10 protein-coding genes are annotated in these 14316 nt (G+C 71.0%); 3 read left to right on the plus strand and 7 right to left on the minus strand.

The features are described from left to right. Nucleotide 1: 1 nt before the first annotated feature. Entirely contained in the window at nt 2–1519 is a 1518-nt protein-coding gene (locus tag HDA40_RS37490; RefSeq protein WP_253762648.1) for a vanadium-dependent haloperoxidase, read from the plus strand. Nucleotides 1520–1586: 67 nt separating this feature from the next. On the opposite strand, the gene HDA40_RS42360 is transcribed toward HDA40_RS37490, so the two are convergent. Continuing rightward, nucleotides 1587–2804 carry an EAL domain-containing protein gene (locus HDA40_RS42360; protein WP_253762649.1) on the minus strand — a complete coding sequence of 406 codons (1218 nt, stop codon included), beginning with the start codon at nt 2802–2804 and terminating at the stop codon, nt 1587–1589. Nucleotides 2805–3083: 279 nt separating this feature from the next. Between HDA40_RS42360 and HDA40_RS37500 the strand changes: the two genes are divergently transcribed. Then, nucleotides 3084–4157 carry a ParB/Srx family N-terminal domain-containing protein gene (locus HDA40_RS37500; protein ID WP_253762651.1) on the plus strand — a complete coding sequence of 358 codons (1074 nt, stop codon included), beginning with the start codon at nt 3084–3086 and terminating at the stop codon, nt 4155–4157. Nucleotides 4158–4237: 80 nt separating this feature from the next. Here the strand turns inward: HDA40_RS37500 and HDA40_RS37505 are convergent, their stop codons facing one another. The 3 genes from HDA40_RS37505 to HDA40_RS42365 form a co-directional block, all read right to left on the minus strand. Further along, complete coding sequence (locus HDA40_RS37505) at nt 4238–5926, minus strand: SulP family inorganic anion transporter (protein WP_253762653.1); 1689 nt, start codon at nt 5924–5926, stop codon at nt 4238–4240. Further along, nucleotides 5923–6261, minus strand: a complete 339-nt coding sequence (locus HDA40_RS37510; RefSeq protein ID WP_253762662.1) for an ArsR/SmtB family transcription factor — start codon at nt 6259–6261, stop codon at nt 5923–5925. The genes HDA40_RS37505 and HDA40_RS37510 overlap by 4 nt, the downstream gene beginning before the upstream one ends. Before the next feature lie 100 nt (nt 6262–6361). Further along, nucleotides 6362–7477, minus strand: coding sequence for a winged helix-turn-helix domain-containing protein (locus HDA40_RS42365; protein WP_253762665.1), 1116 nt, complete (start codon nt 7475–7477; stop codon nt 6362–6364). Between the two features lie 260 nt (nt 7478–7737). On the opposite strand from HDA40_RS42365, the gene HDA40_RS37520 reads away from it, so the two are divergent. Beyond that, entirely contained in the window at nt 7738–9672 is a 1935-nt protein-coding gene (locus HDA40_RS37520) for a WD40 repeat domain-containing protein (RefSeq protein WP_275978395.1), read from the plus strand. Between the two features lie 17 nt (nt 9673–9689). Here the strand turns inward: HDA40_RS37520 and HDA40_RS37525 are convergent, their stop codons facing one another. Genes HDA40_RS37525 through HDA40_RS37535 form a run of 3 tightly spaced genes read right to left on the minus strand, consistent with a single transcriptional unit; the run spans nt 9690 to nt 14170 of the window. Beyond that, nucleotides 9690–10772, minus strand: a complete 1083-nt coding sequence (locus HDA40_RS37525) for an LLM class flavin-dependent oxidoreductase (RefSeq protein WP_253762669.1) — start codon at nt 10770–10772, stop codon at nt 9690–9692. A gap of 36 nt (nt 10773–10808) precedes the next feature. Continuing rightward, a complete protein-coding gene (locus HDA40_RS37530) occupies nt 10809–11594 on the minus strand; it encodes a hypothetical protein (RefSeq protein WP_253762671.1) in 786 nt (261 codons plus the stop codon). Nucleotides 11595–11653: 59 nt separating this feature from the next. Continuing rightward, on the minus strand, nt 11654–14170 hold the full coding sequence (locus HDA40_RS37535; RefSeq protein WP_253762673.1) for an ATP-binding protein: 2517 nt from the start codon (nt 14168–14170) through the stop codon (nt 11654–11656). Nucleotides 14171–14316 lie beyond the last annotated feature (146 nt).

Here is a 14316-nt window from a genome sequence, read left to right on the forward strand (position 1 = left end):
CATGCGAAATCCCTTTAAGCGGCTGCTGTTCGCAGCGGTCGCGGTCACTCTGGCGGCCACCGGCACCGCCGTCGCCCCCACGCCGGCGCAGGCGGCTCCTATCGGCGATCACGTCCTGTACTGGAACGATGTGCTGCTGAAGACCTACCGCACCGCTGGTGGCGCGCCGGGCCCGCTCGCCCGCGCCGGCGCGATGATGCACCTGGCGATGTTCGAATCGGTGAACACGATCAAGTGCTACCAGAGCGGCAGCTACGACGTGTTCAACTGCCTGGCGATCGACTACACGGGCAGCAACACCATCTCCACCTGGAACAACCCGGACGTCGAAACCGCGATCGACTACGCGGCCTACACCGTGCTGTCCAGCGTCTACCCGAGCATCAGCTTCGCCGCCGACCTGACCGCCGCCCAGGACGGCATTCCCATTGACGCCGCACAGCAGCAGGGCCAGAGCATCGGCGTCAAAGCCGGGCAGAACATGGTGAGCTACCGGACCAACGACAACTCGACCGATGCGACCCCGTACACGCCGAGCACCGCAGCGGGCTTCTGGCGGCCCACCGGCTCCGGTAACGCCGCCACCCCGAACTGGGGCAAGGTCGTGCCGTTCTCCCGATTCACCGATAGCTACAAGACCAGCCAACTGCGACCGCAGCTGCCGGGCGGATACAGCACCATGCCCGCGTTGCTGGCCAGCTCCGCGTACGCGGCGCAGGTGAACGAGGTCAAGAGCCTGGGCCGATCGACCGGCTCGACGCGGACCGCCACGCAGACGCAGATCGCCTGGTTCTGGGCCAACGACCTCGACGGCACCTACAAGCCGCCGGGCCAGCTGTTCGCCTTCACCCGGATCGTGTCCGCCCAGTGGGGCTTGGACCAGCTGGCCAACCTCCGCCTGTTCGCGCTCGTCGGCTCGGCCATGGCCGACGCCGGGATTCTGGCCTGGGACGCCAAGTATCTGACCGCGATCGACCTGTGGCGGCCGGAGTCCGCGATCCAGCTGGCCGACACGGACGGCAACAGCGCCACCACCGCCGACACGACCTGGCGGCCGCTGTCGGCCGACCGCAACGGGGTGAACTTCAGCCCGCCCTTCCCGGCGTACGTCTCCGGCCACGCGACCTTCGGCGGCGCATGGGCCAAGGCGATGGAGCGATACTTCGGCACCGACGCCGTCACCTTCACCGGCACCACGGAGGACCCGCACGCCGTAGGCGTGACGCGTACCTTCGCCAGCTTCAGCGCCGCCGCGACCGAGAACGCCCGCAGCCGCGTCTACCTCGGCGTGCACTACCAGTGGGACGGTGACTACGGCGTGGCCGCCGGCAACAAGGTCGGCGACTACGTCTCGTCCAAGCTCCTGCAGAAGGTCGCCAACGGTGGCGTCTACAGCACGTTCCAGTCGTGTGACGACAGTGGAGCCGAGGAGACCTACCACTACCTCAACTACAGCGCGTTCGACTGCCGTCAGGACTCGCCGACGCAATGGACCCTCGTGCTGTACCCGTGGTCGTGACCCCCGCGTGATGCCAAAACGCCGGCCCGCGCAGTGCGCGGGCCGGCGTCTCCGACCGAGGAGAGCGTCAGCCTGATACAGCTGAGAATGCGGGCTGGCGCGTGAGGAACTCGGTCAGCTCCTGGCGTGGCAGCGGCGCCGAGATGTGATAGCCCTGCGCGTACGTGACGCCGAGTTCGGCCAGCATCCGCAACTGGGTGGGGTTCTCGACGCCCTCAGCGGTCACCCGCAGGCCGAGCCGCTGGCCGAGATCCGCCAGCAACTGGACGATCGTGCGGTCTTGGGCGCTGTCGGCCATCCCCGCGACGAACATCCGGTCGATCTTGAATCCGTGTATGGGCAGGGCCGACATGTAACGCAGGTTGGTGGCTCCGGTGCCCATGTCGTCCAGGGTGAAGCGGACGCCGTGGTCGCCGAGCCGCGCCAGCCGGTCCGCGACCTCGGTCAACGCGGGCAGGTCGGCGTCTTCGGGCAGTTCCATGCGCAGCCGGCCGGGCGTGATGCCGGTGGTGGCCAGCACGTCGCTGATCATGGCATCGAAGTCCGTACGCAGGGACGCGCGGGAGATGTTGACGTTCACCCACTGGGGTGCGAGCTCGCCGAGCTCGTGGCGCAGTTCGGCGAGGTCGTGACAAGCCTGGCCGAGTACCCATCGATCAAGTGTGGGAAGGCTGCCGTCGCGGGCGAACGCCGGCAGGAACCGGTCCGGCGCCAGCAGTCCGCGCGTCGGGTGCTCCCAGCGCACCAGCGCCTCCGCGGAGACGATCGAGCCGTCCAGGGTGTCCGCGATGGGCTGGTAGTAGACGCGCAGCTGACCGGTGTCGATCATGGCGTCGATGGCGGGCTCGTCGTGCCCGCTCGGCTCATCGGCCTGCTGGACGGGCAGCTCGGGCCCGTCGGCGCGGTCTGCGAGTTCGCGGAACAGCCGGCTGATCGGCAGCAGCCCCGTCTCGCCGTCGGGGAGATCGACGAGCAGCTGGTCATGCCGCTGGGCGTCGGGCGTGGTGAGCAGCAGGTGGGCGGTGGTGGCCAGGCTGGTGTCCCAGCGCACACGCAGCGCGTCCCACGCCGCGGTGTCGCCGACCGCTCCCGTGCTCTGGCTGTCGGCGCGTCCTTCGCTGAGCTGGGCACGCGTCAGCAGCCCCCGCCGGTCGCCATCGCGTACGACCGCTGCGGAGGTCTCGGCACGTAGCCGCAGCACCGTAGCCAGCTGCCGACCGGTCATCGTCGCCGGCACGGTGACGGCGGGCGCCGCCAGAACTCCCACATTCTCCGCAAATCTCACCAACTAGAACCTTTCGTAGCTTATTGGGTGCCCTTCGAGGTTAACAATCGACGGCGGTAGAACCCAACGGCTCGCTGCCGGTCGGCTCTCGGCCAGCGGTGAGGCGTGCGTACGGTGTGACCGGATCGACCTGCCGAGCCGCGGACGAGGTGGTGGCCTGCGTCACCGAGCAGCGTTTCCCTGCGGTTCGCGTGGATGTCACCAGGCCGGCACAGCTAGTTGGTTGATCACCGGCACGCTCGCGACGACCCCCATCGTCATCGAGGAGCGTGCTGTCTCATGCGCCTGCCCACCATCCGCGTAGCCGTGCTCGGCGCGGCCCTGCTCGCCGTCGTCGGCGCCGGCGTGTACGCCTTGACGCCGGTCGCGACCGCCGCCCCGGGAGCGCCCGGTACGCGGCCCGACTTCTGCGGCCACGACAACCGCAACACCCGGTACGCCCACTACCTGTGCGCGCAGGCCGGTGACCTGCTCGACGTGCGCATCGGCGACGTCCACCCGACGCAGCCGTCCCTGGGCTACGACGAGGTGTACTACAAGCTCGGCCGCTACACCCTCGGCAAGGACGCGATCAACAAGAAGTTCGACGACTGGTGCGAGACCGACGGCCGGATCGCCGCCGCCAGCGTGCAGACCGGGGCGCGGCTGGACGACCCGGCGTCGTTCACCTGTGAGCTGCCGGTCGGCGGGGAGACCGCCGACAGCGTCGCCGCGATGAAGACCGTGGTCATCGGCCCCGGCGGCGAACCCTTCCTCACCGACGGCCACCACACCCTGACCTCGTTCTACGAGACTCCGGACGGCGGCGCGAACCTGCACGTGCGCCTGCGGGTCCAGGCCAACCTGTCGACCCTGACCCGGCAGGATTTCTGGGCTCAGATGCAGGCCGACAAGTGGGTGTACCTGCGTCAGCCCGACGGTGTCGCGATCACGGTCAACAAGTTGCCCACCAGCGTCGGCCTCGCCAACTTCACCAACGACAAGTACCGCAGCCTGCTCTACTTCGGCCGTGACATCGGCTACGCCCAGAACGGGCTGCCATTCCAGGAGTTCTACTGGGGCAGTTGGGTGCGAGACGCCGAGCCGGTCGACCTGACCGCGTGGAACCAGAACGACCTGGCGAGCTACCTGGCCACCGTCAAGACGCTGACCCAGACGATGACGGCGCTGCCGGGCGACAGCGTGATCGACAGCGGTTTCACCGCTTCCCAGCTCGGCGTGCTCGCCGCGTGGAACGACGGCAAGGCGGCGAACAAGGGCGAGTTCGACAAGCTCTCCAAGCCGTACAGCGACGCCAAGCCCGGCAAGCTCGCGTACACGCTGGAGTTCAAGAAGCTGCACAACCTGGCGTGACGCCGGGCCTGACCGGTGCCCACCAGTTGGGCGCCGGTCAGGCCCTGGGCACAGCCGCAGCGCCGCCGGATCGGGTGGGGTCAGGACGCGGCGGTACGCACTGCGCCGACAGGGTCGGCGACCGCCGGGAAGTCGTTGTGCTGCAACAGAATGCGGGCGGCGGCGATGGCCTGCGGCGTGTCGGGGAACACGCGGCCCTGAGCGGCGAGCCGCGACAGGATGCCGGTCGCGGCGATGGCGCGCTCGTGGCCCGGCCGCAAACCGGACAGGTAGACGGTGATGCCCCGACGTTCGAGCCGTTCGATCGCGTCGCGGAGCACGGTCGCGCCGGTGCCGTCGATCGTCAGCACCCGGGACATGCGCAGGATGACCACGCGTACGTCGGCGACGTCGGACAGGTCCAGCAGGAAACGATGCGCGGCGGCGAAGAACAGCGGGCCTTCGAGGCGGTACGCGACGATGTGCTCCCGCAGCAGCGCCGCCTCCTCGGCGTGGTGATCGGTGACGTCGAGCGGCACCGTCTCCAATGTGGTGGCCCGGGCGATGCGGCGGATCGCCAGCACACAGGCGACGGCCAACCCGATGCCGACGGCGGCGACCAGGTCCAGGGCCAGGGTGGCGGCGGCGGTCAACGCGAGGATCAGCGCGTCTGACCGGGTCGAGCGGGCCAGCGCCGCCAGCGAACTCACCTCCACCATGCGTACCGCCGTGGCGAGCAGGACCCCGGCCAGCGCCGCGAGCGGGATGTGGGCGACCAGCGGAGCGGCGGCGAGCATGATGACGGCGAGGGTGATCGCGTGGGTGAGCGACGCGAGCCGGGACTGGGCACCGGCGCGGACGTTCACCGCCGTACGCGCAATGGCCGCAGTGGCCGGCACCCCGCCGAACAAAGGCGTGACCAGGTTGGCGAGGCCCTGGCCGAACAACTCCCGGTCGGGGTCGTGCCGCTGGCCCACGCTCATGCCGTCGGCGACGGTGGCCGACAGCAGGCTCTCCAGCGCGGCGAGGGCGGCCACCGCCAGTGCCGACGTGAGCAGACCGGGGACGGCGGCCAGGTCGAGGAAGCCGAGCGACGGGGCGGGCAGCGTGGCGGGCAGCGCGCCGATGGTGGCGATCGGCAGCCCGGACAGAGCCGTCGCGAGAGTCGCCGCGGCGACGGCGAGCAGGGAGAACGGGATGGTGGGCCGCCACCGTGCTCCGGCGAGCATCACGGTCGCGACCGCGAGGGCGAGACCGAGCGCGGCCCAGTGCGGTGCCCGGACGAAGTCGACGATCGCGTGCCAGGCGGCCACCGTGACCTTCTCCCCGCCGGACGCTTCGACGCCCAGCGCCGCTGGGACCTGCTGGAGGAAGATGACGGCCGCGATGCCGACCGTGAACCCCTCGACGACCGGAGCCGGAACGTAGCGGACGTAGCGTCCGGCGCGCATGACGGCCAAGGCGACGAGGAAGACGCCGGCGATCAGCCCGACGGTGAGCACGCCGCCGGGCCCGTAGCGATGCACGATCGGGACGAGCACCACGGTCATCGCCCCGGTCGGACCGGAGACCTGCAGGTTCGAGCCGCCGAACAGGGCAGCCAGGGCGCCCGCCACGATGGCGGTGGCCAAGCCCGCCGCCGCGCCGAGCCCGGAGGTGACGCCGAAGCCCAGCGCCAGCGGCAACGCGACGACCGCCACGGTCAGCCCGGCGATCAGATCGGTACGCGGCCGGCGCAGCATCCCCGCCAGGTCGGAGCGCGTGGGCAGCAGCCGGGTCAGCGTGCTCATCGCGCGGCGGCCGGTTCGTCGCGCAGCGCTTCCAGCAGCTCGGACTGTCCTTCGATCATCTCGGTGAGGAAGCGGCGGGCGGCGGCCATGAGATCGGCGACATCCGGTCCGGCAAGTTCGTAGACCACCGATCCGCCGTCGCGGCGGGAGGTCACGATCCCGGCGCGGCGCAGCACGGCCAGCTGCTGGGACAGGCTCGACGGCTCGATCTCCACATCGGCCAGCAGATCGCGGACGGCCAGCGGGCCGTCGCCGAGCAACTCCAGGACCCGGATCCGCACGGGGTGGCCGAGCGTACGGAAGAACTCCGCTTTCCTCTGATACAGCGGAACCATGCGCACCCCTCCCGAGCCACACTTGCATGACATGAGCAATTGAAGGTTTCTGCAAGTCGGCATTCGCCGATGGGGTGGCCGGATGTGATCCAGGTCATGCTCAGTCGGCGGGCGGCGGGCTCAAACGGATGCCCAGGCCTCGAACCGTGTGCAGATAACGGGGCGCCCGGATGTCGTCGTCGAGCTTCTGGCGCAGCCAGCAGAGATGCACGTCGAGCGTACGGGTGGTCGAGGTGGGCGACCGATGCCAGATGTTCGTCAGCAGCTCCTTCTTGCTGACGATCATGTCTGGATGGTGCATGAGATAGCTGAGCAGGTCGTACTCGCGGTCGGAGAGGTGTAGCAGCCGGCCGTCGAGCCACGCCTGCCGTCCGGCGCAATCGAGGGTCAGCCCGCCGACGACGAGCAGCGCCGTCGAAAGGCTGGGCGGCTCGGTGTGACGAGCGTCCGCCGGCGCCGGTCGAGGTGACGGAGCGAGGACGGTGATCTGTGCCCGCACCGTCGCCCACACGATCTTGCCGTCGTCGACGGTCCGCGCGCCCCAGGCCGCGGCGTACTGGGCGACTCGTTCCAGCCCGGTCGTCTGATTCCAGCGGACCGGCTCGGCTCTGGCGGCTGCCAGGATCGGGACTCGGCGGCTGCGGTCGTGCACCCGAATGCGGAGCAGATCCTGTTGCAGCGACACGGTCAGCCGCACGACGCCCCCGACGTGGCTGAGCGCGTTGGTCACCAGTTCGGCCGTGACGGATTCGGCGGCGGCCGCCAGGTCGGGCACGCCCCAGGTGAGGCAGGCGGCCCGAGTTTGATCGAGTGCCTTCGTCATGGACTGCGGCCGCGAATCGAGCGCCAGGTGCAGCCAGCGATGCGGGGTGACGAGGCCAGCGAGGAAACGGGCTGCCGCGACCGTCGGGCAGATGATCAGGTGCCGGCCCGCCACACCGGATTTCAGCTCCGCCGCGCGATCCTCCGGCAGGACGTAGACCAGGGAGACGCCGCTGCGGGCTGCCCGCCGTTGCTCGGTGGCCAACGCAGTCGGCAACGTCGGAAGGACCGAGGTCACCTCGGTGAGGTCCACGACGATTCCGGCCGGGTCGTCGGCCAGGCATTTGCTGACGATCCGCCGCAGCCGGACGTGCCCGTCGCGCGCGAACTCGCCAGCCAGCCACGCCAGCCAGACCCCGTTCCGCCAGTCGTGCTCGATCGAGGAAGTGAGCACGGTGGATACACTAGGCTCGTCGCCCAATGTGGTCCAGATCACAAGTCCGGATCGGCACGAGGAGCACGATTCGGTGACCGGATGGCGCATCGAGAGACATTGATCGGATGACGGCTGTCACGAGCAGCCGATCCTCAGTGCGTTGTCGAACATGGACCGGGCGGCCCAGAACGCCGGCCCGGAGGCTGTCGGTGCCGGCGGCTATCCTGCCCCGCATGTCGACATTGTCTGCTCAAACACCTGCGTGGCGTATCCGACCGATGTGGACCAGTCTGGCACCAAAGGGTGGCCTGTGCTGCCCGCCGGTGGGCTCCGCCGACGGACACACCTCCTGGGTGATGGCGGTGACGACGACGGTCCTCGACGGCCGCCCGGTGGCGGTCACCGGAAGCGGTGATCACACCGTGCGGGTATGGGACCTGAGGACCGGCGGGCTCGTGGGCGCCCCCTTCGCCGGTCACACGAACGAGGTGCGGGCGATCACGGTGTCTGATCTGGACGATGTCCCGATCGTGATCAGCGGCGGCAGCGACGACACCGTTCGACGGTGGGAGCTCGCCTCGGGCCGGCCGGTGGGCGAGCCGATCGAGCTACGGGCCGACACCATTTGGGACTTCGCGATCGCGGAGCGTCAAGGCCGGCGCGTGGTGGTCACCGGCTGCCACGACATGACGGCCCGCGTGTGGGATCTGGCCACCGGCCAGGAGGTGATGACGCCGATCCGGGGCCACACCGGTCCCGTGTACGCGGTCGCGACCGCGATGCTGGACGGCCGCTGGGTCGCCGTCACCGCCGGCGACCAGACCGTCCGGGTCTGGGACCTGGACACGGGAGAACCTGTGGGCAGCCCGTTCACCGGCCACGCCGATCACACCGACCATCCCGGCCAGGTCAGCACGCTCGCGGTCGCGGAGCTGGCCGACGGCCGGCCGGTGGCGGTCTCCAGCGGCTATCACCTGACCACCCTCGTGTCGGACCTGGCCACCGGACTACCCGTCACCGACCTCCCGGTAGCCGTCGACTGGAACACGGACCGCGTGTCGACAGCCGTCGTGCATGGCCGACCAGTGGCGTTGGTCTGCCACGGGGAAACGCCGACCATCCAGGTGTGGGACCTGACCACCGCCGAACTGGTCGGTGAGCTGTTTCCCCAGCACCCTCGCAATGTGATCGGGGTGACGACGGCGACGGTGGACGGTCGCCCGGTGGTGGTGTCGACGTGCGACCAAGGCACCATCCGGGTGTCCGAGCTGGTCGTCGGCGAGCCCGCCGACAAGCCCGTACGCCACGGCGCCGAGATCAGGGCGGTGACCACCACCTCCGTGGCGGGTCGGCCGGTAGTGGTCACCGGCGGCGACGACGAAACCGTCCGGGTCTGGGACCTGTCGACCGGCGACCAGGTCTGCGTGCCGCTGACCGGTCACACCGGCGCGGTCACCGCGGTCGCGGCGACCAATGTGGACGGCCAGGCGGTCGCCGTCACAGGAGGCGCGGACGGGATTGTGCACCGCTGGGACCTGGAGCTGGGGAAACCGGCCGGCGCACCGCTGACCGCGCACCACCGTCCGATCACGTCGATCGGGACTGACGACACCGAAGGCCAGCCCCGGGCCATCACCGCCGGCGACGACAAGAAGATCCGGCTGTGGGATCTGCGTACCGGGGAGGAGGCCGGCAAGCCGCGCGCGAGTGACCACCGATGGGTGCACGACCTCGCCACCACCACGCTCGACGGCCGCCCGGTCGCCGTCCTCGGCCGCTGGGGCGGCGGCTTCAAGGTCCGCGACCTCGTCACCAACCGCGACACCAGCGTCCAGACCACCGGCGGCAACGGCAAACCGGTCCGGCTCGTGGCCGCCACCGTCGCGGCCGGCCGATGCCTCGCCGTCACCACCTATGACGACTGGCGCGACGTCCAGGCGAAGGTGTGGGACGTCGCCACCGCCCAGCAGATCGGCCACCTGGGCCGCCAACACTTGGACGCGCTCGCCGCCGCCACGGTCGACGGCCATCCGGTCGCGGTCGTCGCGATCCGCCGGACGGTGTCGGCGTACAGCCTCGTCACGTTCGACAAGATCAGCCCGGATCTGGAGTTCCCCGAGCAGGTCTCCGCGGTCGACGTCACCGCCGACGGCCGCATCGTCGTCTGCTTCGACCGCGACGTCGCGGTGTTCACCGCCGGCCCCGCGAGCTGACCCGAGGCGGAACAAGCTCAGGCGGGAATCGCCGATTCGGCGAGCAGGGGCAGGACGTGGCGGCCGACGCGTTCTGCCTCCTCGCGGTGCGGCCAGCCGGACAGGATGAACTCCGACAGGCCGATCGCGGCGTACTCGCGAAGCCGGTCGGCCACCTCGGTGTAGCTGCCGACCAGGGCGGTTCCGGCGCCCTCGCGGACCAGCCCGACCCCGGCCCACAGATTCGGCGAGATCACCAGCTTCGCCGCACTGCCGCCGTGCAGGGCCGCCATCCGGGCCTGGCCCACGGAGTCCATAGTGGAGAAGCGGGCCTGCGCTGCCGCGATGCGCTCGGGGCTCATCCCGGCCAGCAGCCGGTCCGCCTCCGCCCAGGCCAGGTCGGCGGTCTCGCGCGCGATGACATGCAACCGGATGCCCAGGCGCAGCTCACGGCCGTGCGCGGCGGCGAGCTTACGCATGCGGTCGGCTCGTTGGGCGATCGCCGTCGGCGGCTCGCCCCACATCAGATAGGTGTCGGCCAGCCGCGCCGCGACCTGCTCCGCCGCCGGCGAAGCGCCGCCGAAGTACAGGGGGACCGCCGGAGACTGCGGCTGCTTCAGGCCGCCTCGTTCGATGCGGAAGTGCTCGCCGTGGAAGTCGAACGGCTCGCCCACGAACGACTCGCGCAGCACCTGCAGGAACTCGCGGGTCCGGGCGTACCGGGCGTCGTGGTCCAGGAAGTCGCCGTAGGCGCGCTGCTCGCCGCTGTCGCCGCCGGTCACGATGTTGAGCGCCAGGCGGTCACCGGCCAGCTGCGTGAAGGCCTGTGCCTGCTGCGCGATCAGCGTCGGCAAGGCGAAACCCGGTCGCAAAGCGACCAAGAACTTCAACCTACTGGTACGCGCGGCGACGGCCGAGCACACGATCCACGGGTCGGGGCAGCCGGACCCGACGGGGGTGAGCGCGCCGGTGAATCCGTTGTCCTCGGCGGCTTCGGCGACCTCCGCGAGGTAGTCCAGGGTGGCGGCCCGGCGATGGTCGGCGGCTCCGGCGGTGACGGTCGCCGCGCCGACCTGATCGCCGTCGCCCGAGGTCGGGAGGAACCAGTGGAAGCGCAACACGCAGTAAGCCTATCGGCTTAGTGGGAATTTGGCGAGTCAGCTGACCGTCCTGGGCTGGGCCGACAGGATCACCTGACGCCAGCCGTCCGTGTCGACAGTGCCCGTCTCGACCAGATCGGTCCCGTCGCCGGCCGGGCTCCGGTCGAGGAAGCGGTGGAGCGAGCCGTCGGGCAGGTGACCGAAGCACACACCGCCGCCGGGGGAGACGAGGCTGGTCAGATCGGGCGAGAAGGGTGTCGTCGAGGCCGCTACGGTCCAATCGTTCGCGCCTCGGATGCGGTAGGAAGTGGGCCGCCCGTCGGGGGCCGTGCCTAGGAGGCGATCCGGACCGGTCGTGGTCAGCGTCGTCAGGGCGAATCCGGAGCCGATCACGAGCGGGCCGGTGAGGTTGGCGGCCTCCGGCTTACTCGCCGTCACCGTCCAGCGCGTCAGTTCGCCGTCGGCGATGCCGTAGAGGTGACCGTCGCCGTCGTACGCCAGCAGGCCGGTCGGCCAGCCGTCACCGAGGTGCACGGGGGCGTTGAACGTCAGCGACGTGTTGTTGGCGAGCACGTCGATGCGGTGGAGGTCACCGGACGCCGTCGTGGCCAGGACGGTGGTCAGGTTGAGCGTCGCCATCGCGGCGGGCACGAAACCGAGCGACCCCGACGACACCACCGGGCCGTGCGTACGCGCTCCCGTGGCCGCGTCGACGACCGCGTAGGTCAGCCGGCCGTCGGACCGAACTCCGTAGATCGACGCAGAGCCCTGCGGCCACCGGTCCGCCCAGGTGGAGCCGCCCAAGGTCGCGGCGGTGCCTGGGCGGAGCGGGATCAGTCTCATGGCCGCAGAGTCTGTCCGGGCGCGGTCCACTCAGGACAGCGACAACCCCTACAGCCGACCTACACATTCGTTTTCGCGGACTGGAAGGCCGGGCCCAGGCGCAGCGCCCGCTCCGTCAGTCCGAGGTCGGCCAGGACCCGGTCGCAGGCCGCCCGATGCTCGGCCGCGCGGCCGTGATCGGCCAAGGCGTACCAGGCGTGGCCGAGGCGGGCCTGCAACCGGGCGGCCTCCAACGGCAACCGCAACCGCTGCCAGGTGGCCAGCGCCTCTTGATACGGCGTGATCGCCGCCTGCGGACGCCCCTGGGCCATCGCGAGATCGCCCAGGGAACGCATGGCGTACGCCGTGCTCCCGGCGTCGCGCAGCCGGTCGAAGGTGGCGACGGCCGACCGGATCAGCCGATCGGCGGTACGCCACCGGCCCCGCGCCAGGGCGAGGTCACCGAGCCGCCATTCGGCGTACGCCCGCGCGGCGTCGTGACCAGTGGAGCGGCTCAGCGCCAGGGCTTCCCGCAACGCCTTCTCCGAGTCCACTGGCCGGCCCGCGTCGGCGAGCACCTCGGCGTGGCTGAGCAGTCGTAGCGCGATCATCACCGGCGCGCCTTCCTCGCGCTGGAGCGTGACCGCGCGTTCCGACAACGGCAACGCCTCGTGCGGCCGACCGGCTTCGGTGTACGCCAACGCCAGCGCGGCCAGTGCCGTGGCCAGCATCCGCGACTCGTCCGCGCAGGCCGCGAGGGCGTCTTCGTAATGGCTGATCGCCTCGCCGAGCCGGCCTCGGCGTTTGGCGTACAGCCCCGCCTGGACCAGCGCACGGATCAGCAGATCGGCCTGGCCGAGCGCGCGGGCCGCAGCCAGCATCTCGCTCGTCAGCTCGGGCATCCCGGCGTCGAGGTCGTGATCGAGCAACGCCGAGAACAACGTCTGCGCCACCCGCAGCCGCAGCTCGTCGAGGCCACCCGCACGGACCGCCGCAAGCGCCTGGCGCAGGGTCGCGATGTGGTCGTCGCGATGACCGCGTACGCGCAGGAAGCCGGCCAGCCGCAGGGCGAGCGTCCCCGCCACGTCGGCGTGACCCAGCCGGATCGCCTGACCCACCGCCGTGACCAGCGTGCCGCGTTCGGCGTCGAACCATTCGCCCGGCGCGACCCGCGCAGTCTCGGCGGGCTGGGCCGGCGCGTCACCGATCGTGAGACCGGCGCCATAGCCGAAGCCGTGCCCCAGGTCCTCGTCGGCCCCGGCGGCCAAGGCCGTCCACGATCGCAGCAGATCGGCGACTATCCGCTCCGGCGTGCCGGAACTCTCCTCGTCGTAGGCCCGCTCCCGGGCGAACTCGGCGATGAGGTCGTGCAGGCGGAATCGCTGCTGGCCGGCCGCGTCCGCGCCGATCGCCTCGACGAGGTGGACGTTGACCAGTTCGTCGAGATCGCCCTCGGCCGAGCGCGGGGGCGATTCCGGGTCGCCCAGCTCGTCGGCGACCCAGGCCGGCCAGTCCTTCGTCCAGACCAGCCCCAGCCGCCGCAGGAGCCGCCGCTGCTCCGGGCGCAGAGATTGGTAACTGAGCCCGATGCTGGCCCGCACATCGAGATCGCCGACCGACAACGCGTCCAGCCGCCCGTGCTCGGCCGTAAGGCGGCGGCCCAACTCCGCGACCGTCCAGTGTGGCCGGACCGCCAACCGCCCGGCGGCGATGCAGATGGCCAGGGGTGAATATCCGCACGCGTCGGCCACCCGCGTCGCCGCGGCCGGCTCGCCGGCGATACGTGCGTCGCCCGCGATCCGGGCCAGCAGGCGCACCGCGTCCGTGCGGCCCAAGGCCGGCACCGTCCACCGGGTCGCGCCCAGCAACGCCCCCAACTGGCGACGGGAAGTGACGACGGTCGCGCAGCCGTCGGGCGGCGGCAGCAGCGGCCGGACCTGCTCCTCGGTGGCCGCGTCGTCCAGGACGAGCAGCATCCGGCGGCCCGCGAGCGCGCTGCGGTACGCGGCCAGCCGCTCGTCCGGGTCCGCCGGCACCTCCGCCTTGGGTACGCCGAGCGCCCGCAGAAACCGCCCGAGGACGGCGTACGCGTCGACCGGGTCGGGTTGGGCGCCCCGGAGGTCGGCGAACAACTGCCCGTCCGGGAACTCCGGGGCGAGCTGGTGCCCGATCGCGACGGCCAGCGCGGTCTTGCCGATCCCGCCCGGTCCCACCAGGAGCACCGGGCTCGGGTCGGTGGCGGCGACGAGGTGCGCGGCCACCTCCGCGATCATCGGCTCCCGGCCGGTCAGCGGGGTGGACGGCGGCAGTTGGCGCGGGACGCGTACCGCGGACTCGGTGGTGCCCTCCGGCTCTCGCTGCGCCGGTGGCGCGGACGGCCGGGCGGCGGCGGTGACGAAGGCGGCCCGCTGGTCGTCGGCCAGCCCCAACGCGTCGGCCAGCCGGGCCACCGTGTACTGATGCGGGAAGCGCCGCGCGCCGCGTTCGAGGGCGCCGACCGCCTGACTGCTGATGGCCGCCCGGTCGGCCAGCTGTTCCTGGGTGAAGCCCGCGTCGCGGCGGAGTTCACGCAGCAGCGCGCCGAACGACGACGTCAAGTCTCACCCCTCAGCTCAGACGTGGTTCTGGCAAGGTCGCGTCGAGCTGGGACATCGTAGCGAGTCTCCGGGCGGGCGATGTCGTCCGTCGTCCGGGTGGGGGAGTCGATCAACTGATCGTCAGCCCAGCGGTGGTCCCGGTCGGC

It is taken from the genome of Hamadaea flava, assembly GCF_024172085.1.
Taxonomy (GTDB): Bacteria; Actinomycetota; Actinomycetes; order Mycobacteriales; family Micromonosporaceae; genus Hamadaea; species Hamadaea flava.